Raw genomic sequence first — 19,059 nt, forward strand, 5'->3', positions numbered from 1 at the left:
TTATATTGAGCGAGAATTGCTGCCTATTTGTTGCATCGCTTGCAAGCTAATACAGCAAAGAGTTAATATTAAACTTTAAATGTTTTTACTTGCTCTATAAGATCTACGGCTAAAGCAGCGAGTTCTTCGCTCGCAGATGAGATTTCCTTGGTACTCTCACCTGTTTCAATTGAAATATTATTTATTTCAGTTACTTGTTGGTTAATATCTTTGGCAACAGCACTTTGTTGTTGTGTCGCGGTAGAAATTTGAATATTCATATCTGAAATCATTGAGACTGATGTTTCTACCTCTTCTAATGAGTGTGTTACTTCATTCGTTTTTTCAATAATCAACTTAGTTTGCTCTGTACCTGCATTCATTGATTGTGTTGCCGCATTTACCTTTTGCTCTAATGATTTAATGGTACTTTCGATTTCTATCGTTGAGTTTTGTGTGTTTTGTGCTAAATTTCTTACTTCATCAGCAACTACCGCAAAGCCTCGACCTTGATCTCCCGCTCTAGCAGCTTCTATTGCCGCATTTAATGCAAGTAAGTTTGTTTGATCTGCAATACCCTTAATCACCACTAGTATATTAGCGATATTACTTGTATCCGCTTGAACCTCATCAATGAGTGTTTTAGATTTTGTGATATCTTCTGATAGTTGTAGTATTTTTGCTATTGTTTCATTAACAGTATCAGTATTATTTTTTACCAGTTTTATTGACCTATCTGCGGCACTTGATGCTTCTGCGGTATTATTTGTAACTTCATCAATTGACATACTCATTTCATTTATTGCGGTAGCAACTTGATCTGTTGCTTCGTGTTGCCTGATCACATTCGCATTTGTTAGCTCTGTAATACAGGAAAGCTCTGCTGAAGCTGTAGCTTGCTGGTCAGCTGAACTTGAAATATGCTCAACTATACTTTTTAACTGAGCTATCATTTCCTTCATAGACTGTTGTAACAACCCTAATTCATCATTTTGAGTAACGATGACCTTTTCTGTTAAATCACTTGATGATACACGTTGTGCTGTCGAAACGGTTTGTATTATTGGAGTACTGATATTTTTAGCTATCAAAAAACCAATAAGACTAATAATCACAGAAACGGCGACCACTAAGCTTACTGATATGTTAATTAAGTTATTCGCTGCTTTAAATGCTTCTGCTTCGTCAATTTCAGCAATCAGTGCCCATTTAAAGCTGCCTAAATCTAAAGCTGTAAATGAAGAAAGTACAGAGTTACCATTGTAATCAATAATAATACGGCTTGCCGTTTCACCCTTAAACGCTGCTGTAACCGCATCGGTATTCACACCATTATTGGCAATATCACCAGCAAAAGAAGCGATAACAGAATGTCCTTTAGGATCTAAATAAGAATCTGAGCGCATTCGTTTGTCTTGACCAACAAGATAGGTTTCCCCTGTTTCTCCCATTCCATCACGTTGTTGCATGATTTCATTGAGTTCTCCCAATGGGAATTGCAAAGCTACATAGCCCACATGAACACCATTTGAATTGATGACTTTTTCCATCATAAAGGCGGCAGGGTCATTATTAGAAGGAGGGTAGGGCTTAAAATCACTGAATGATATTTCACCTTGAGTACTTTGTTGCGCTTTTTTAAATGCATCACCTATACTGTTTTGACTAAGAGAAGATTGAGGTATATTCATACCTAGATCAGATTCTTTTGTCGCAGTAAAGACAATATCACCCTTTAAATTGATAAAAAATAAATCATACCAAGCATTAATTTTGTTGATTTTTTTAAAGTGATTGGCGTATTTCTTCTCAGCTTGATGCCATTCGTCACTCTCTAATCCATTCAAATCTAATGCTTGAGAAAAGTCGTCTAAAGCTTCATGTATATAAGGGTCGTCGTTTAATACCTCTAGACTATCTTTTAATTTTGATAGATAATTTAAAACTTGCACCTTCTTAATGCTACTTACCGCTTTTAATTGATTAAAGACTTGTGCTTGAATGGCATCATTTGCCAGTTTAATATTGATAAAAGAAAAAATAATGAGTGGGATTAAAGATAACGATAAAAATGAAAAAATAAGTTTATGGTTTATTTTTTTTAACTTGAACATATAATTTTATTCCTTTTATTTCTTTTATTTTAAGTTACTTTACGGCAATCGCAAGGAAACGGGTTTTAAATATACCCATACTTCACGGCAATGCGCAATTTCAGCAATTTGAGAAGCGTGCCAAATGCGAGGCATAAGATGTGTCGTTAAGTCATTCTCAACAAATATTTTATAACAACGCAGTTGGACGCTTATCGTCTTGCCTTACGGGAGTTTGGGTAGAAAACGATTACGGCGTTATGATTCAAATAACCATGAATTCAAACCATGCCTTGTACTCGTATGCTACCCAAGCTCTGAAACCTGCATTTCCAAGTGGCACGGGTATATACAATTTCTGTTTAGTAAATTGTCTGATTTCACTTTATTCTTTAATAAAACTAGATATATATGGACACGACCCACTTTGCAAGTACGATTAGTCTAGATCTTGTAAAAAATACAAAATAAGTATTTTATGTTTTTTTGTTTGATAATATTTGCTAATGTTTATCTCATAATAGAGCATTGATAATCAATGAAATATTTATATTGGTATGCTTTAATTTAAGAAAACTACGTTGCCTTATTGGGTACATATTGTTAATATTAATAATAGAATTCAAAATTTACAATAAAGAGCAAACTAAGTGGAAGCTAATATCAAATCTTTAGTTCAAGCCTGTCAAATAAATGATATCCCTTATCAATTTATTGATAATCATCAAAACTACATGATTATTGCAGACAAACATCATTTTCATCATAATCGCACGCCTTTTAATAATCAGTCTATGGCTCAAGTATGCAAAGATAAAAAGCACCAATATGAATTATTAAAAAACAAAGTAAATATGCCTAAAACGATGGACTTTCTTGATTATAATGTCAAAAAAAAATATCAAACATATGTCACTTATAAATGTTTAGACGATATTATTGAACAGATTGAAAATAACTTTTCTTATCCTTTGGTTATTAAAAAGAATAAAGGGGCTTTAGGCATACATGTTTTTTTATGTCAAAACCAAGATGAAGCTAGGGTTGCTATAAATACTGTATTTGATAAGAGTTTACCTGAATATGATTATGTCGTATTGGCACAAGAGTTTATAAAAACAAAAAAAGAAATAAGGGTCGTTTTTTATGATGGGAAAGCTAGATTATCATATGAAAGGTACTTCGGTGATGTTAAATTTGGTGCTCGTTATTGGGAAGGCTTGAATGGAAAAACAATTCCGCTTCTTGACCAAACAATTATAAATAAAGCAACAGAAGTCTTTCGTCAAGCTGTAACACTACCAGGATTATCCTATGTTGGTCTAGATATTATTATTGATGAAAATGATAATTTTTTCTTGATTGAACTCAACTCAGGGCCAAAGTTCAATAATTATATTTTTAATCATGGTGATAACGCTGTTGTTGCGATGTATAGTGAAATATTAAAGGATTATTTAAAAGATGAGTGCTTTGAATATGTAGATTAGAATATTTGTGATCAAAGTTGAAGTTAAAAGGGCAGGTATTGCCTTTTGTTTTTTAGATAAAAATAGACTGGCATAAATATTTATTTGATATTAAAAGGCAAATAGAACAATGAGGTAAAAGTATTATGAAGCAGCGACTGACTCCTTTTTACAGCCTGTGATTGCAAGTATTTTTGAGAGCTAACAATATAATCAACAAATAACATCAATACAGCACTGAGTACCACAGCCTGTGTAGTTGCTTGGCTCACACCAACAGCACCAGACTGTTTTTGCTCAATGTGCAGATAAAAACCCTTGGCTAAAGAAATCCACATAATAACTAAACCAAATAGAAACGACTTAACAATGCCCATCCAGATATCATTCCATACAATTTTGTCTGCCATACCTACTAAATAAGCACCGTCACTTACGCCATGTATTAAGACACCAACAATATATCCACCACCAATACCAAAAGTGTCAAACATCGCGGTCAATAAAGGCACTGACACTATCGCTGGAAGTAAACGTGGCAACATTACATAGTGATAACTATCGATAGCCCTACAGTCGAGGGCGTCAAACTGCTGCTCATTGCGCATAATCCCTATTTCAGCACAGGTAGCAGAGCCAACACGAGCAATCACCATAAGTGCAGCCATCACCGCCCCTAACTCTCTGATTAAGCTCATGGCGACAGCAGCACCTAACAGATCAACCGATCCAAAGCGAATCAAGGTATCATAAAACTGCAGTGCTACTACCCAGGATTTGATTTCTTCCAGTATCGGCAGTGAGTGTTGCTGGTGATATGCAAATCGCTGCGTGGAATTTAGCTGTTGCTCAACCACCTTGTGTTCATTTTTCCAAATTTCTCCATAGCGCTTGAGGATATACTCTACTCATCAGGAAAATGATTTATCACGTCAACAAACTGCCGTCTGGCGTGGCTGTTGCACAATGAAAGCACCGCCTCACGCTCCGTGGGCCGATTACTGGCTAATGCGTCACTCATGATGATGGGTTTGGCTTTCGATTTGGCGCGTTTGTGCAAAATGCTGTCGATAAACTCCCCCGCATAGCCGATGTTGGTTTCGAACAACACGATGTCTCGATTATCGGCCTGGGTCGCAATAACACCAGAGGTATAAACGCCGGTACGTGTTCGGGTTTTATCACTGTTACGGACTTTTTTCTCTATTGGCTTGGCATCGAAAATCAGTAGGTGCAATGGCTAGTAAAATTTGGGTATCTGCGGTTAAATGGATCATGACTTCATCGCTCCAATAATCTTGGTGATCACATCATGATCAACAACACCAGAGAGACGTAGTTGATCGCCACTGGCAAAACACAACTCAACATTAAAGGGGTTATCAGTTAGCGCAGGCGACACAGGTAAATTAACAAATTGAGGTGTTTGTTCTGATGCCTCAAGCGTGTTTCGCCACTGCTTTAACTGGCTACCGCTGATCCACAGCGCCGAGGTAATCTGGCTAGATGAATAGCTACTGAGTAATGATCGGCTTGCTCACGCAGTGTTGCAGGCGTGGGTACTTGACGGCCATTTCGATTGCTACGCCACTGTTCAAAGGCGCTAACAACGATGGATACTTGCTCTTGGTTTGACATAATGGTGCCCAGATGAATTAGTGAAGACCATTAAACCAAAATAAAAAGTGGAAGTTGAGCTACGCCGCCGTAAGCTCACGCTTTAAGCCCTTTTTAATAATGTTGGTGTAGATTGAGAGATTAGAACTAGCACGTCAAATCATTTACATTAAACAACTTAGTTTCAATTGCGACAAAAGTAATTATTCATTAAAGTATTCCTTAGGTGTTTTATAGACAAGAGGTTTTCTTGGTCTTGTATTTAATTTAGCAGTGATGATATTGCATCATTGCTGAGTTAAGCCTTTAATTTATGTTCCTTTAATCAAATATTGTCTTAATTCGTTGGTATTCTCATTTTAACTTTGATCACAATAGCGGTAAGGGTTGGCAAAGTAATAAGGGCAATTAGTGGCTTCTTATACTTTCTTATACTTTCTTATATTGATGAAACTCGATGCCGTTATCAGAGACGGTGATTGTCTTTAATTGCTCAGGTATTTTATTCATGAGTTTAATCGTTCGCTTGTTTCTTGATTTGGTGGTTCTATCGTTTAATTGTGAACGTCTCGCTATTCACACTTAATCAAGTTCACGTTCCTAAGTAGCATACTGCTATTGTGTTTTCATTGTCATCCCGCTAAGTTGTTCAGGGTAATGCGACTTGTGATAACGAAGCTGTGGGTTACAAGTTTGATACTCCTAAAAATAGCCAAGACAATGAAAAGCTAAAAGCAGCTAAAGGTGTTGGCAATACGTGGCTGAATATTAATGATCTGGCGACGGAAGGACGATGGTTAATACCCGAAAATAATCGTCAAGTGAATGCTAGTTGGAATGATTCAGGTGATAGCAGTACTAATAACCCTCATTATACTTTGACCTTAGTAGATGCTTCTTATGTTGAGATTAACCTGATATCAGCGATTGATACTTATCTCTATTTACTGGATGAAAATGGCAATCAAATTGCGTCTAATGATGATGGTGGATCTGGCTATAACTCTCGCTTGGCTCTATCGTTATCAGCAGTGCGATAAATACTGTTCTTACAACGGATAATTATTATGTCTGTAATGCTGAAAAAACCAACAATTATCATCAATGGTATCTTTGGGTGATTTTAAACTTTATTTCTGAATAAAAATTTAAAAAATTATGCGAACTCTTGAATACAAACTATATTTATTTATGAAAAAAAGCTTTATGGGATATAGTAATGTTTACACAATTTAAGAACAAACAACGTATTATAGTCACTACGGTACTTGTTGGGATTCTATCTACCTATTCTGTTTCTGCTAAAATAGCTGTTATTGTCAATTTGGATAATAATTCTGTATTAGATAAAACTTCAATTGAAAGAATATTCATGGGAAAAATGAAAAAATTTCCAAATGGACAAGTTGCTCTTCCAATGAATGCCTCTAAGAATATGAATTCTCGGGATGAATTTAACAAGTTTGTTATTGGTCGATCTAGTAGTCAAGTAAATGCTTATTGGTCGAAGTTAATTTTTACTGGAAAAGGTAGTATGCCAACAGAACTCGCTTCGGATGCTGAAATAATATCAACCATCTTATCAAATCAAGGTGCTATTGGATATATAGATTCAGCATCTATAACTAGTGATGTGAAAGTAATTGCTAAATTTTAAGTGGGGATAATATGAAATACTTTAATAAATCAATATCAGCCTTACTTGTATCAAGTGCTTTAATTTCAACTTATGTAAGTGCAGATGTTAACATTTCTGGGTTTGGGTCTATTGTTGGTGGCCGTACTTTAGGTGATGTAACATTAGATAATGTCGGTTTTGATTGGAGTCAGCCGCCAAGTTATTCTAACCCACCATTAAATACTAGAGAGCAAATTTTAACCGCAGACTTTTATGATGTAGGTCAATACAATAATGATTTTAGTTTTAAACCTGAAACTATTTTTGCATTACAAGTTGTGGCAGATTTAGGGGAGGACTTAAAAGTCACTGGACAATTAGTCGCTAAAGGAGTCGATGATTTTAGCCCAGAATTTGACTGGTATTACTTAACATATCATGCTACAGACGAATTAACTTTAATGGTTGGTCGCAGAAATATTCCTATGTATTACTTTTCTGAGTTTTCAGAAGTAGGTTATGCCTATCCTTGGGTGAGGCCGCCATCAAACCTTTATTGGTGGCAAATTACTCAGTTCAATGGCTTCCATGCAATGTATGATTTTTCTTTAGCTGACTATTCAAATACTTTAACCGTATTTTATGGAAATGAATACTCACATGATAACAAAGAGATGAATTACTACGATAAATTATATGGTGGGAATGCTACTCATGTAGATGAATTATGGACAGATATCACCGGAATGAATTGGAATTTATCAGGTGACTTTTTCGATTTAAGGTTTGTTTATTTCCAACATGATTTAGCAAGAAATAGATATTATACAGATGCTGACACGGTTGTAATTCCCGCAGTTGTACAAAAATTCATAGGATTTGGTGGGACCATTGATTTATCATCGTTCACCATCTTATTTGATTGGAACTCAGTAACACGGAATGATACTCCTGGAACCAAATTTCCAACTTATCTAATATCTTTAGTATACAATATGGATGACTTACATCCATATATTTCATATTCAAAAGCAGATCATGAGGAAGTTAATGTTCCAAGAGAAGATTTAGAAGAACACTATATGTTAAGTTATGGTATCCGTTACGATTTTCATCCTAGTGCATCTATCAAAATTCAATATGATAAATTTGTGGATCAAGCTCCTGCAGAGTCAGGTTGGCGATACCATGGAGATTCAGATACGCTCACTATTGGAGTTGATTTTATTTTTTAATCAGAATACATGGTTATTTGATTTAACCATGTATAATTCAAAATTTGGGTTACGAGGGCAAGAGAACCTTTTTATGTGGTGATGATAAATATTTTGGGAATAACTTTGACCACTGAAAACTTGGTTAGTTGATAGAATAAAATTAATTTCAACTGTGTTTTCAATAGATATTGCAGCTTATGCAATCATGTATAATCACTATTACCTTCTATTAAAAGTAAATAGAGGCGAAGATTTAAGCTTAACTCATGATGAAGTTATTAAGCGTTAGTATCAATTATATCATGGTTTTACTTTGGTTGACTGATATAAAGCGGTTGAAAAACTTAATGTATCATATATTGACTATTTAGAATTGGCAGACTTTAGTAGCCGTTTGATTGTACTAAATACACGAAGATCGGTTTTACAAGAGAAACCAAAAATTTTAAATGTGTTGTCGATCCGTTGTTTGATGAATAAGGAACGTATCAGCTGTTTCTTTATCGCTCCAACTATTACTGGCATAGGAAATTGACTTTATACCCAAGCCACTTCAAGATGTGAGGTTCAGGACTGCTGAGCAATTCATGATCTAGGCGCATCTTTGCATTAATGGTTACTCCCTTAAAAAAAGATGGAACAACGAGCATGATTTGCTCAGATGTCCCTGTAAGGTTGGTTTATAAATACTTTGATGCAGCGTTATTGATTTTGAAAAGGGAATAACCATGTTCTTCAATCAATGCCTTGCCTAAAGCATTTCTAATTCCAACTGAATCCTGCATCTTGAAGTGGTTTGGGTATATAAGGGCAGGTACTCTACCATCACGCGTTTTATCGTGTTAAATTTTTAGTACATTATTTTGGCAACTAGTCAGTGTCATCGTGGCTAGTATGTGTTTAGTGAAGATAAAATCAATCTTGATCAATAACATGGATATATATCTTTATGGACTTAACTTGCTCAGCTGTGACGGATTAAGCTTACTGATATTGCCAGGTGTTAATTGCTTTAATTGCAAAGTTGGTAGAGTATTTAATTGAATAATACTTAATTTATTTATCTGTTGCGTATTGAGCTTTTTTATTTGATTCAGTGGTAATTTTTGTAATTCAATAATAGGTAATGCATTTAATTCAGCTACTGTAAGCCGACTTTTTTTATTTTTATTTAAGTCTGTATTTAAATTCATTTCAGGAGAGTCATTTGTAGTTAAAGTCGGTTTTTGTTTTTGATATATGTGTGGGTTGTCATCTAATTGGATTTCTAATTTATCCATTTTAAATATCAAATCGTCAACAGTTTTTTGCTCATCGTTGGAAAGTTTATCAAAACTCGTTTGAAGGATATCATGCACTTTCTCAAATAAATCATCAATTATTTTTATTTCTTTATAGTTCATTTTTTCTTTTGAAAATGCAGTTTCTAGCTCTGAATATAAACCATCAAGTTCTTTTAATTGTTGAGATGATAAGTGACTCATTAAAATATTATCAATTTTATTTGAACTCGCATCTATTTCTTGTACTAATTTAGCTTCATTGGAGATGTTCAGCTGTATTGATTTTGTATTATTAGAGAGCAAAGCGCTTGAGTCTGAATCTTTCTCATTTGGTATAATTGTTTTGCTATTTAAATTTATTGGCTGTGTCTGATTTGAAATTTCCATAATTATTCTTTGTTTTTTGACTTTACACATAGTTTATTGAAATATTTTTTATGAGTAAGTAAGCGTTTGTAAGGTGAAATAACCTTTAATTTTTAATTGTTTAAAGATTTATACTTGATATATATGACAAATTTTTGATTGAATGCTTACACCCTCTTACAAAAACAAAGAGATATTTTGTGCATAGTTAACTCTAAATTATATGAATATTTTTCATCTAAGCGTATATATTGGAGAAGTTATGAATTTAAATAAAAGAAAGTATGTGGTAAATAGTGTAAGTGTTATTCTGTTAAGCTCTTTATTTCTTGGTTGTGGTGGCAATAGTATTAAAACAACTGCAACAGATACCACGCAAACGCCTACAACAGGAACAACACCAACAACAAATCCCAATGTAAATAACTTAGGTATTTCTGATATACCCGATAAACTGATAAAAATTTATACGACAGCACTGAAATTTGACCGATATACAAAAATTGATACGCCTAATGGTGGATCTATTCATATTATTGCGCAAACAGAAATTATGGATAATCAAATTGTACGAGCTCGTGGCATCCTACAGCATTATTTAACAAATTTACCGGGTTCTCTTTATGGAAAAGATAAAAGTGAGGTAGCAAATAAAATGGCAGATAATGGCGCCATACTTTTATTATTGAACGGTGTTGACGATGGGACTAACGCAGGAGCTGAATTAGGAGGTCAGCCTTTATATTATGGCGAAATGCAAGTTGAAGGGCATCGTTGGTATATTAATCAAAACTATGAACATCGAGATGCAAGCTTTGAAGAAATATTGCATTTAGTACACGATTATGGTATAGGTGTAGATCAAAATTCTGAATTCAACGGTGCTTTACCTAATTTTCAAGCCGAAATAAGAGCGGCACAAGTTAATGGTTTATCAAATAAGTTATGGGCGTGGCCACAAGATCAAGCACGTTGGATTGCTGAATTAACCGCTGAAAATAGTTTATCTCAAGAATATTTAGCTTCTGTAATAGATACATATTATGGTCTTTGGGGCGCTTTTAATAGTCAATACGGTATGTGGGGTATGTATATTGCTAAGACACGAAGTGACTTAGCGGTAAAAGATCCTCAAGCTGCAACTTTAATGGATAATCAATTTTTTCATTCGTACCTTACGTATAACGCTCGTATTGATGGCAGCTTTGAAGGTGACTTTAGCCTTAAATTTAATACGAGTTTATCTTATACCCACCATTCACAGTACCTAAAAGATATTACTCTAACTGGCAGTAAAAACAGTAATGTAATTGTAAATTCGATGGATAATGACATTACAGGTAACTCAGGTGAAAATATGATTATATTTTCAGGACCCTCTACACATTACGATATATCTAACAATGATGGTGTACTGATAGTTCAAGATTTACAAGATGATAGAGATGCTACAAATACACTTAGAAATATAGAAAAGTTAAAGTTTACAGATTCAGTTATCAATAGCTCAGATTTTTAATATTTGATTTATTTTAAAACGCTTAATAACCTCATATTATTAAGCGCATTTTTATTCATTTTAATCGCTTACAATCAGTTATATTACCTTACGTGGGTTTACCCAAAAGGAGCGCTAATTCAGAGATAATAAATTATTAGTTCAATTGTTATAATGATTTTGGAGAATTTATGATTAATACATATTAAAAATTTTAAAACGGGTACAGTTGTGATTACAGCAATTATCGGTGATTTAGAGAATATATAAACCAGTGTACTAAAAAGTTATTGCAAATAAACAAAAATAGAGCAATTATTGCTAACAGTTAAACAATATATTTGTTAATTATGGTTTTTATTTTATCTAATTATAAATACATTTTTAGTAATTTTATTTTTATTATATTTCTACCATCTAGCTTCGCAGCAACTTTCAATGTTGTTTTATATAATGGAGGTAACCCTCCATACAGTATGGTGACCGAGGGTAAACGCTCTGGTATTTTTATTGATATATTCATCAGGATTTCTGATTTAACAGGACATAACTTTACATTTCTACAACTTCCTGCCGCACGAGGGCTACGTGAATTTGATTTAGGGAATGTAGATATAGAGCCTGGAATAAACAGAAATTGGCGTTTAAGCAGGAAAGAAATTGGCATATATAGTATCCCTTATGCATCATCAACAGAAATTTTGTTTGGAATTAAAAATAAACCTATAGAATTTTTTTCTGATTTATATGGCAGCATGATTGGGGTTGTTAGAGGATATAGCTATAAAAAGTTGGATGAGCATTTTGGCAGTAAAAAGATTGTCAAAGTTGAAAATAAATCTGAAAATGAACTTCTTAAACAATTATCTCGTAATCATTTAGATTACATTTGCATAGGAGATATCACAGCTCAGTATTATCAACTATTGAACCCTAACTACCGAAGATATGAAAAAATTATTGAATTAGGTAATACACAAGTATCTCTTAGGTTTCATCCGAAAAACTCCCAGTATTTAACTGAATTTAATCAAGCTTTACGATACATGATTATTAATAAAGAAATAGAAGGTATTTATAAAAAATATACCTTGTAATTATTATTCTTTAAACACGCAGTAATAAGTTTTCAGATATTTTAAAGGTTACTTATTTTGCATTAGCCATAAAAACCATTGAGCTTAAACTTAATCAACAATCCTTAATTTTATCTGAAAAGTACCTTTACAATATTGATTTAAAAATGATTTATATCGCGTTATTGATTTTGACAAGTCAGTGACGATTCCCTACTATCAATGCCTTGCCTAAGTCTTTTTTGAGTTTAATTAAAACTCGTTTCTTGAAGTAGTTTGGGTATATACCCAAACCACTTCGAGATGCAGGATTCAGTTGGAATTAGAAATGCTTTAGGCAAGGCATTGATTGAAGAACATGGTTATTCCCTTTTCAAAATCAATAACGCTGCATCAAAGTATTTATAAACCAACCTTACAGGGACTTCTGAGCAAATCATGCTCGTTGTTCCATCTTTTTTTAAGGGAGTAACCATTAATGCAAAGATGCGCCTAGATCATGAATTGCTCAGCAGTCCTGAACCTCACATCTTGAAGTGGCTTGGGTATATATTTTAAATGATCTAAATGGTTTAACAACAACATAAAATACAATCTTTGATTTAAGTGGTTTTACGAGAATGAAAAATGAAGGGTTTTGCGACGTTAAGATAAATACAAACATTCTAAGATTGAATTAATTTCAAAAAAATCCTCATAATTGAGGATTTTTTATATCATTTAATGATTTACATATTAGGGTAGTTCGGCCCACCTGCACCTTCAGGTGTAACCCAAGTAATATTTTGGCTTGGATCTTTAATATCACATGTTTTACAGTGAACACAGTTTTGTGAATTGATCACAAATTTAGGCTCTTCTTCTGAGTTGTCAATTTCATAAACACCAGCTGGGCAATACCTTTGAGCAGGTTCATCAAAATCAGTTAGGTTAACTTGTAAAGGAATTGAAGTATCAGCTAATTTTAAATGACAAGGCTGTGACTCTTCATGATTTGTATTTGATAAAAATACAGATGATAATTTATCGAAACTTAATTGATTATCATATTTAGGATAATCAATTTTGTCACAATTACTTGCAGGTAAGAGTGTTGCATGATCGGGTGTATTATCTTTAAATTGCAGTGGTAACTTCCCACCAAAAAAGTTTTGATCTAGCGTATTGTAAGCACCGCCAACAAATTTACCTAATTTGTGCATTGCAGGGCCAAAATTACGAGAGGCAAATAACTCTTCATATAACCATGACGATTCAAACCTTGTTTGATAACTTGTAATATCTGTATTAGCATGCCCTTGATCTATTACTTCAAATATTGCTTCAGCAGCTAACATACCAGACTTCATTGCAGTGTGGTTGCCCTTGATTTTTGCAAAGTTTAGTGTTCCAGCATCACATCCAGCTAAAATACCACCTGGAAAGCTCATTTTAGGCAATGAATTTAAACCACCTTTAGCAATCGCTCGTGCACCATAAGAAATACGCTTGCCACCTTTAAGTGTTTGGGCGAATATAGGGTGGTGTTTCATTCTTTGAAATTCATCATATGGACTTAGATGAGGGTTTGAGTAATTAAGATCGACAATCAAACCAACAACGATTTGATTGTCTTCACTATGATACATAAATGAACCACCACTAGTATCACCTGTTAATGGCCAACCTGTTGAATGCACAACAGTTCCTTCAACATGCTTATCTTCATCTATTTGCCAAATTTCTTTAAATCCTAAACCATAATGTTGAGGTGATTTACCTTCATTTAAATTAAATCGATTTATTAACTCCTTTCCTAAATGACCACGACAGCCTTCTGCAAAAATAGTATATTTAGCACGTAGTTCCATTCCTGGCATATAGCCATCTTTTTCATTACCATTTTCATCTACCCCCATATCCCCTGTAATAATGCCTTTAACTGTATTATCTTCAACGATAAGAGAATGAGCACTAAAACCAGGAAAGATTTCAATACCAAGTTGCTCTGCTTGTTCACTTAACCAACGACAAACATTACCCATAGAAACAATGTAATTACCGTGATTATGGAATGTCTTAGGAACAGCGAAACCCGGAACTTTAGTACTTTTTGATTCGTTGTTAAGCCAATAGATATCATCTTGTTTAACGGCGGTTTTGATTGGAGCGTTTTTATCTGCCCAATCTGGAATTAATTCGTCTAATGCTTTAGTTTCAAAAACTGCGCCGGATAAGATATGTGCGCCAACTTCTGACCCTTTTTCAACTACACAGATCATAAGTTCTTTTTGTTTGTTTTGGGCTTGCTGTGCTAGTTTTATTGCAGCACTGAGTCCTGAAGGACCAGCTCCAACAATAACAACATCAAACTCCATGGTTTCACGTTCAACCATAATTCCCCCTTTTTCTGTGACGGTTTGTGATTCATTAAACCTTATTTTAGGCTTAAATCAAATTATTTTAAGTTAATATGAGGTTAAGAGTATTTTAGGTTGACGTTTACGTCAACAGGAAGTAGCCTTAATTACAAATAAAAATCGAAAATTGACGTTTAGTTCAACAATAATGGAGAGACTATGAAGATCCTCGTGCCGGTCAAGAGAGTAATTGATTATAATGTAAAGGCTAGAGTTAAAGCAGATCAGACTGATGTTGATCTAGCCAATGTGAAAATGGCATTAAATCCGTTTTGCGAAATTGCTGTAGAAGAAGCCATTCGCATTAAAGAAGCTGGTAATGCTGAAGAAGTTATTGTTGTATCTATTGGTGTAAAAGCAGTTCAAGAACAATTAAGAACGGCATTAGCATTAGGTGCCGATCGTGCTATTCATATTGAAACCGAAGAACAATTAGAGTCATTGCAAATTGCAAAGCTTCTTAATAAATTGTTGGAGCAAGAACCTGCTGAATTAGTTATTTTAGGTAAGCAAGCTATTGATTCGGATAATAACCAAACAGGTCAAATGTTAGCTGCTTTATCAAATCGACCTCAAGGTACATTTGCCTCTAAAGTTGAGTTAAATGATTCAAAAGTGAATGTAACGCGTGAAGTTGATGGTGGCCTGCAAACTGTTGCTTTAGAATTACCAGCAATCATAACGACTGATTTACGTTTAAACGAGCCTCGCTACGCTTCATTACCAAATATCATGAAGGCAAAACGTAAGCCATTAACTGTCATTGCTGCAGATTCTCTAGTCGTTGATTTAGCGCCTCGTATTGAACTTGTTAAAGTTGAAGAACCAGCGGTAAGAGAAGCAGGGATCATAGTTGATGATGTTGCCCATCTAATAGAAAAATTAAAAACTGAAGCGAAGGTGATTTAAATGAAAACATTGATCATAGCAGACCATGAATACGGTGTTTTAAAACCAGAAACATCTAAAACAATTAATGCTGCCACAAGATTAGGCCAAGCAGTTGACGTTTTAGTTGCTGGCTTAAACGTAAGTGAAGCAGCTAAAAAAATAGCGAGTATTGAAGGTGTAAGCCAAGTAATTCTTGTTGATAATGTTTCATTTGAGCATCAACAAGCAGAAAACATGGCTAACTTAGTAATCTCTCTAAGTGATGACTACAGTCATATATTATCTGCAGCAACAACAACGGGTAAAAACTTTATGCCTCGTGTTGCTGCACTTTTAGATAAAAGTCAGATCTCTGAAATTATAGCTGTAGTAGATGCCGATACATTTAAGCGTCCAATTTATGCTGGTAATGCAGTTGCAACAGTTAAGTCTTTAGAAGATAAAAAAATTATCACTGTGCGTGCAAGTGCATTTGATTTACAAGGTGAGCAACCAGCAGTTGACGTTATTAACAATGATAACGATAGTGCTGCCGCAGGAAGTGAATTTGTATCTAAAGAGCAAGCTAAATCAGAACGTCCCGAATTGACAGCTGCTGAGGTTATTATCTCAGGTGGTCGTGGTATGCAAAATGGCGAAAACTTCAAGTTACTAGAAGGTATCGCAGATAAGCTTGGCGCAGCGATTGGTGCTTCACGTGCTGCTGTAGACGCCGGTTTTGTGCCAAACGACATGCAAGTTGGACAAACTGGTAAAATCGTGGCTCCAAATTTATATATTGCAGTTGGTATCAGTGGTGCGATTCAACACCTTGCAGGTATGAAAGATTCAAAAGTTATTGTTGCTATTAATAAAGACCCTGATGCGCCAATTTTTCAAGTTGCAGATTATGGATTAGTTGCTGATTTATTTGATGTGCTTCCTGAATTAGAATCTTCTTTATAAACGAGTCATATTAATAAAAACTTATTGAGTATGTTACTCATAAAAAAACACAACTTCTTAAGTTGTGTTTTTTTATAATTTACCTTCCCCAAAAAGTTATAAATTATTTTGGTCTTTGTAAATTAAAAGGGGCAGTAATAGCTGCGTATTCACCACTACCTAGACGAGCTAAGGGGTTTATTTTATCAGAATGTACCTTGATCCTTTTTTTCTCATCTATGTTTGCTACACTTTCGCTGATATATAAATGTTTAACTTCTAAGAATATTAAAGTTTGTCCTACGTCTCCAAGTTCCTTTATTTCATAAAGATCACATGCATATGCAATATCACATTGAGTTAATCTCGGTAATGAAAAACTTTCAAAATCAGTTGTTTTTAATTGCGAAGCGTCTACTTCAGATTCACCATAAGCTAATGTGGCAGCAGTTTGTGTAACAATTTGAGCATCTTGCTCTGAAGCAATATGAATGATCATTTTTTTATTTTTAAGCACATTGACTAGTGTATCTTTTTTATCACCATTTGGTTTTAAACCGACAGAGATCATTATTAATGCGGGATCACTTGATACTGCCGTAAAATATGAGAACGGAGCTAAATTTAAAATACCATTATCAGAGCTTGTTAATGTCCAAGCGATAGGCCGGGGTATTAATGTTTGTGTTATTAAGTGATAACGTTTATTTGCTGAAAATTCAGAAAAGTTTAGGTTCATTTTAGTCTATATAATGAAGATAATAAGATACAAATGCTGCCATATTCTTCCTATAAAAAACAGCATTAAATAATTATCGTAAATAAAAAAATATAAATTACAGTTAAGCGTTATTTATAATTAATTATTTTTTATAAATACTTCTAAATTATAGAAAAAACCTATATTTTTACTGATTTTTGTTATACAAATTTCAAAAATTAAACTACTATATTATAAGTTTTTACGATGAGAGTTTAACCATGAAAAAAAATAAAATAATGATGTTTACAGTGGCATTAGTATTACCATTATGTGCTACTGCAGATAGTGGCCATAAAGGCGCATATAAATCAGTACCAGATAAAGTAATTGCTAATCAAAGAGCTGCACTTGCTAAGTCAACTAACGATGAAGGATTTGGTCCTCAGTCTCCTCGAGATATAGACTCGTTAATGGGTGAAAATAATCGCGCTTTTAGTGCTGCGCCTTTTTTTAAAGAAATGAACTTATGTAATATTCATTTTCATAAAAATGCAGAACATAAAGGCGGAGAGTTTACTAAATATGCTGGTAACGGAGACGGCCATGGTTATCAAAGTGGATTTAAATATTCAGGTCACTTAAGTAAAGCTGAAATGAAGCCTGTAGATAAAACAATTGGTGCAAGTAAGCATGGTAGCCTTTATCCTGGTGATACAATTGAAGTACATTACGTTCATTCAACAGCAAAAATTAAACCAGGACCTACGCTTGGCGCTTGTTTAAGCGATGCTATTGGTAATCCACAATTAAGAGTTGAAACGCAAGTTTATGTATTAGTAAATGATAAAAATGCACTAGATTTTACTAAATTGACTGAACACAGTGTTAAAAATGGTTATCATCAAGCTGTTAATATTCCAACTAATACGGGCGCACCGGTACAATATACAGGTTCTACGACAGGGCCTAGTTACAACGAAAAAGGTTCTCCGTTTCAAGTTAGTTGGAGTGTAAGACCAAAAATAGCTAAAGTTGATATTCGTACTGTTGGCAAGTGGTTAAAAGGAAATACATTCAACGAAGACCATGCTCATGGCGTGAGAAACTTAGTGAAAAATCCTAAACTTCTGTCTGAAATTAAATAATATTTTAAAAAATACGTTTATCCTCTTATAGTTAGTGGTTTGGGTATAAACGCATTCTGTTTTATTTTTTATTTGAAATCCACAATTTAATCTCTCCTTCAACAACAGTAACACCATTTGTATCGTATGCAATTACTGGCACAGTCATATCTCCAGTTTTCCATTGTTCGGGTTTTACTTCTGCTGTACATAAAATGTCAGTACCTGCCTTAGCGGTATAATTTAAGCTCATTCCCTTCGGGATCCACCTGAGATGTTTAGGAATTGAAGATTCTGCCATCACACCCATTGCCATTTCTAATCCATTACAAATCGCAATGACATGAACCGTTTTAATATGATTATGAACTGCATTTTTCTTTTTAATGAAACATGCGCAGTAATTTGTTCTTAGCTGTGTGATTTTAGGGCTAATCGTACCAAAGTAGGGGGCCTTGTTTGCAATGATCATAGAAAAAATTTTATTACCAAATGGCAATTTTGATATTTTATTGTAAATTGACATCAGTTTATTTGGTTTTGAATTATTCATAATTATTCTTTTTACTTCATGTGGTCAGATGAGTTTATCATTAATATTTAAAATCTCCACTTTAACTGATTTATTTACAATTTTAACGCCATTCAATTGCGTTGATTTATTGCTAGAGTCAACTCTCGAAAAACAATTGTAGCAAATGCGCTAATTAAAAACTTATTGGATTTAGCGCAAATTGATTTTGATGGTGAAGCTAGCGGTGATGTTATTTATACCGATTCGATAATTAAGTGACCATTCAGA

At 34.1% G+C, this 19,059-nt stretch carries 17 protein-coding genes; 9 read left to right on the top strand and 8 right to left on the bottom strand.

What is annotated here, in order from left to right:
- Positions 1-68 precede the first annotated feature (68 nt).
- Positions 69-2,093: a methyl-accepting chemotaxis protein gene (locus CJF42_RS21175; RefSeq protein ID WP_095368578.1), complete on the bottom strand. Its 2,025-nt coding sequence runs from the start codon at positions 2,091-2,093 to the stop codon at positions 69-71.
- Between the two features lie 629 nt (positions 2,094-2,722).
- Here CJF42_RS21175 and CJF42_RS21180 point away from each other — a divergent pair.
- On the top strand, positions 2,723-3,562 hold the full coding sequence (locus CJF42_RS21180) for an ATP-grasp domain-containing protein (protein WP_095368579.1): 840 nt from the start codon (positions 2,723-2,725) through the stop codon (positions 3,560-3,562).
- Positions 3,563-3,642: 80 nt separating this feature from the next.
- On the opposite strand, the gene CJF42_RS21185 is transcribed toward CJF42_RS21180, so the two are convergent.
- Positions 3,643-4,398 carry an ABC transporter permease gene (locus tag CJF42_RS21185; RefSeq protein ID WP_252097689.1) on the bottom strand — a complete coding sequence of 252 codons (756 nt, stop codon included), beginning with the start codon at positions 4,396-4,398 and terminating at the stop codon, positions 3,643-3,645.
- 47 nt (positions 4,399-4,445) lie between these two features.
- Positions 4,446-4,778 (bottom strand): IS66 family transposase, encoded by a 333-nt coding sequence (locus CJF42_RS26900; RefSeq protein WP_141235618.1) that lies wholly within the window; start codon positions 4,776-4,778, stop codon positions 4,446-4,448.
- Positions 4,779-5,838: 1,060 nt separating this feature from the next.
- Here CJF42_RS26900 and CJF42_RS21190 point away from each other — a divergent pair.
- The 3 genes from CJF42_RS21190 to CJF42_RS21200 all read left to right on the top strand — a co-directional run bounded on the left by CJF42_RS21190 (position 5,839) and on the right by CJF42_RS21200 (position 8,011).
- The gene (locus CJF42_RS21190) at positions 5,839-6,198 is read left to right on the top strand and encodes a C-type lectin-like domain-containing protein (RefSeq protein WP_095368581.1); all 360 of its coding nucleotides are present in this window, start codon (positions 5,839-5,841) and stop codon (positions 6,196-6,198) included.
- A gap of 179 nt (positions 6,199-6,377) precedes the next feature.
- The gene (locus tag CJF42_RS21195; RefSeq protein WP_095368582.1) at positions 6,378-6,815 is read left to right on the top strand and encodes a type 2 periplasmic-binding domain-containing protein; all 438 of its coding nucleotides are present in this window, start codon (positions 6,378-6,380) and stop codon (positions 6,813-6,815) included.
- Between the two features lie 11 nt (positions 6,816-6,826).
- Positions 6,827-8,011: a hypothetical protein gene (locus CJF42_RS21200; protein ID WP_095368583.1), complete on the top strand. Its 1,185-nt coding sequence runs from the start codon at positions 6,827-6,829 to the stop codon at positions 8,009-8,011.
- Between the two features lie 497 nt (positions 8,012-8,508).
- Here CJF42_RS21200 and CJF42_RS29145 read toward each other — a convergent pair whose 3' ends face one another.
- Together CJF42_RS29145 and CJF42_RS21205 are read right to left on the bottom strand one after the other, a co-directional pair.
- A complete protein-coding gene (locus CJF42_RS29145; protein WP_286203517.1) occupies positions 8,509-8,643 on the bottom strand; it encodes a hypothetical protein in 135 nt (44 codons plus the stop codon).
- A 297-nt stretch (positions 8,644-8,940) separates the two neighbouring features.
- Entirely contained in the window at positions 8,941-9,663 is a 723-nt protein-coding gene (locus CJF42_RS21205; protein ID WP_095368584.1) for a hypothetical protein, read from the bottom strand.
- Positions 9,664-9,904: 241 nt separating this feature from the next.
- On the opposite strand from CJF42_RS21205, the gene CJF42_RS21210 reads away from it, so the two are divergent.
- Together CJF42_RS21210 and CJF42_RS21215 are read left to right on the top strand one after the other, a co-directional pair.
- A complete protein-coding gene (locus CJF42_RS21210) occupies positions 9,905-11,161 on the top strand; it encodes a hypothetical protein (RefSeq protein ID WP_095368585.1) in 1,257 nt (418 codons plus the stop codon).
- 329 nt (positions 11,162-11,490) lie between these two features.
- On the top strand, positions 11,491-12,237 hold the full coding sequence (locus CJF42_RS21215; protein WP_141235619.1) for a substrate-binding periplasmic protein: 747 nt from the start codon (positions 11,491-11,493) through the stop codon (positions 12,235-12,237).
- Positions 12,238-12,944: 707 nt separating this feature from the next.
- On the opposite strand, the gene CJF42_RS21220 is transcribed toward CJF42_RS21215, so the two are convergent.
- Positions 12,945-14,591, bottom strand: a complete 1,647-nt coding sequence (locus CJF42_RS21220) for an electron transfer flavoprotein-ubiquinone oxidoreductase (RefSeq protein ID WP_095368587.1) — start codon at positions 14,589-14,591, stop codon at positions 12,945-12,947.
- A 183-nt stretch (positions 14,592-14,774) separates the two neighbouring features.
- Between CJF42_RS21220 and CJF42_RS21225 the strand changes: the two genes are divergently transcribed.
- Both CJF42_RS21225 and CJF42_RS21230 read left to right on the top strand, forming a co-directional pair.
- Positions 14,775-15,524: an electron transfer flavoprotein subunit beta/FixA family protein gene (locus tag CJF42_RS21225; protein WP_095368588.1), complete on the top strand. Its 750-nt coding sequence runs from the start codon at positions 14,775-14,777 to the stop codon at positions 15,522-15,524.
- Positions 15,525-16,451: an electron transfer flavoprotein subunit alpha/FixB family protein gene (locus tag CJF42_RS21230; RefSeq protein WP_095368589.1), complete on the top strand. Its 927-nt coding sequence runs from the start codon at positions 15,525-15,527 to the stop codon at positions 16,449-16,451. It abuts the gene before it with no gap.
- A gap of 103 nt (positions 16,452-16,554) precedes the next feature.
- Here CJF42_RS21230 and CJF42_RS21235 read toward each other — a convergent pair whose 3' ends face one another.
- Positions 16,555-17,169: a flavin reductase family protein gene (locus CJF42_RS21235; protein WP_095368590.1), complete on the bottom strand. Its 615-nt coding sequence runs from the start codon at positions 17,167-17,169 to the stop codon at positions 16,555-16,557.
- A gap of 242 nt (positions 17,170-17,411) precedes the next feature.
- On the opposite strand from CJF42_RS21235, the gene CJF42_RS21240 reads away from it, so the two are divergent.
- Entirely contained in the window at positions 17,412-18,278 is an 867-nt protein-coding gene (locus CJF42_RS21240) for a delta-class carbonic anhydrase (RefSeq protein ID WP_095368591.1), read from the top strand.
- A 61-nt stretch (positions 18,279-18,339) separates the two neighbouring features.
- Here CJF42_RS21240 and CJF42_RS21245 read toward each other — a convergent pair whose 3' ends face one another.
- A complete protein-coding gene (locus CJF42_RS21245) occupies positions 18,340-18,810 on the bottom strand; it encodes a hotdog fold domain-containing protein (protein WP_095368592.1) in 471 nt (156 codons plus the stop codon).
- Positions 18,811-19,059: the final 249 nt, after the last annotated feature.

This window comes from Pseudoalteromonas sp. NBT06-2, from assembly GCF_002276045.1.
Lineage (GTDB): Bacteria > Pseudomonadota > Gammaproteobacteria > Enterobacterales > Alteromonadaceae > Pseudoalteromonas.

Bases quoted from the DNA above. Each gene is read 5' to 3' on its own strand.
- CJF42_RS21175 (WP_095368578.1), bottom strand. From the start codon at position 2,093: ATGTTCAAGTTAAAAAAAATAAACCATAAACTTATTTTTTCATTTTTA.
- CJF42_RS21195 (WP_095368582.1), top strand. From the start codon at position 6,378: ATGTTTACACAATTTAAGAACAAACAACGTATTATAGTCACTACGGTA.
- CJF42_RS21200 (WP_095368583.1), top strand. From the start codon at position 6,827: ATGAAATACTTTAATAAATCAATATCAGCCTTACTTGTATCAAGTGCT.
- CJF42_RS29145 (WP_286203517.1), bottom strand. From the start codon at position 8,643: ATGCTCGTTGTTCCATCTTTTTTTAAGGGAGTAACCATTAATGCAAAG.
- CJF42_RS21205 (WP_095368584.1), bottom strand. From the start codon at position 9,663: ATGGAAATTTCAAATCAGACACAGCCAATAAATTTAAATAGCAAAACA.
- CJF42_RS21210 (WP_095368585.1), top strand. From the start codon at position 9,905: ATGAATTTAAATAAAAGAAAGTATGTGGTAAATAGTGTAAGTGTTATT.
- CJF42_RS21215 (WP_141235619.1), top strand. From the start codon at position 11,491: ATGGTTTTTATTTTATCTAATTATAAATACATTTTTAGTAATTTTATT.
- CJF42_RS21220 (WP_095368587.1), bottom strand. From the start codon at position 14,591: ATGGTTGAACGTGAAACCATGGAGTTTGATGTTGTTATTGTTGGAGCT.
- CJF42_RS21225 (WP_095368588.1), top strand. From the start codon at position 14,775: ATGAAGATCCTCGTGCCGGTCAAGAGAGTAATTGATTATAATGTAAAG.
- CJF42_RS21230 (WP_095368589.1), top strand. From the start codon at position 15,525: ATGAAAACATTGATCATAGCAGACCATGAATACGGTGTTTTAAAACCA.
- CJF42_RS21235 (WP_095368590.1), bottom strand. From the start codon at position 17,169: ATGAACCTAAACTTTTCTGAATTTTCAGCAAATAAACGTTATCACTTA.
- CJF42_RS21240 (WP_095368591.1), top strand. From the start codon at position 17,412: ATGAAAAAAAATAAAATAATGATGTTTACAGTGGCATTAGTATTACCA.
- CJF42_RS21245 (WP_095368592.1), bottom strand. From the start codon at position 18,810: ATGAATAATTCAAAACCAAATAAACTGATGTCAATTTACAATAAAATA.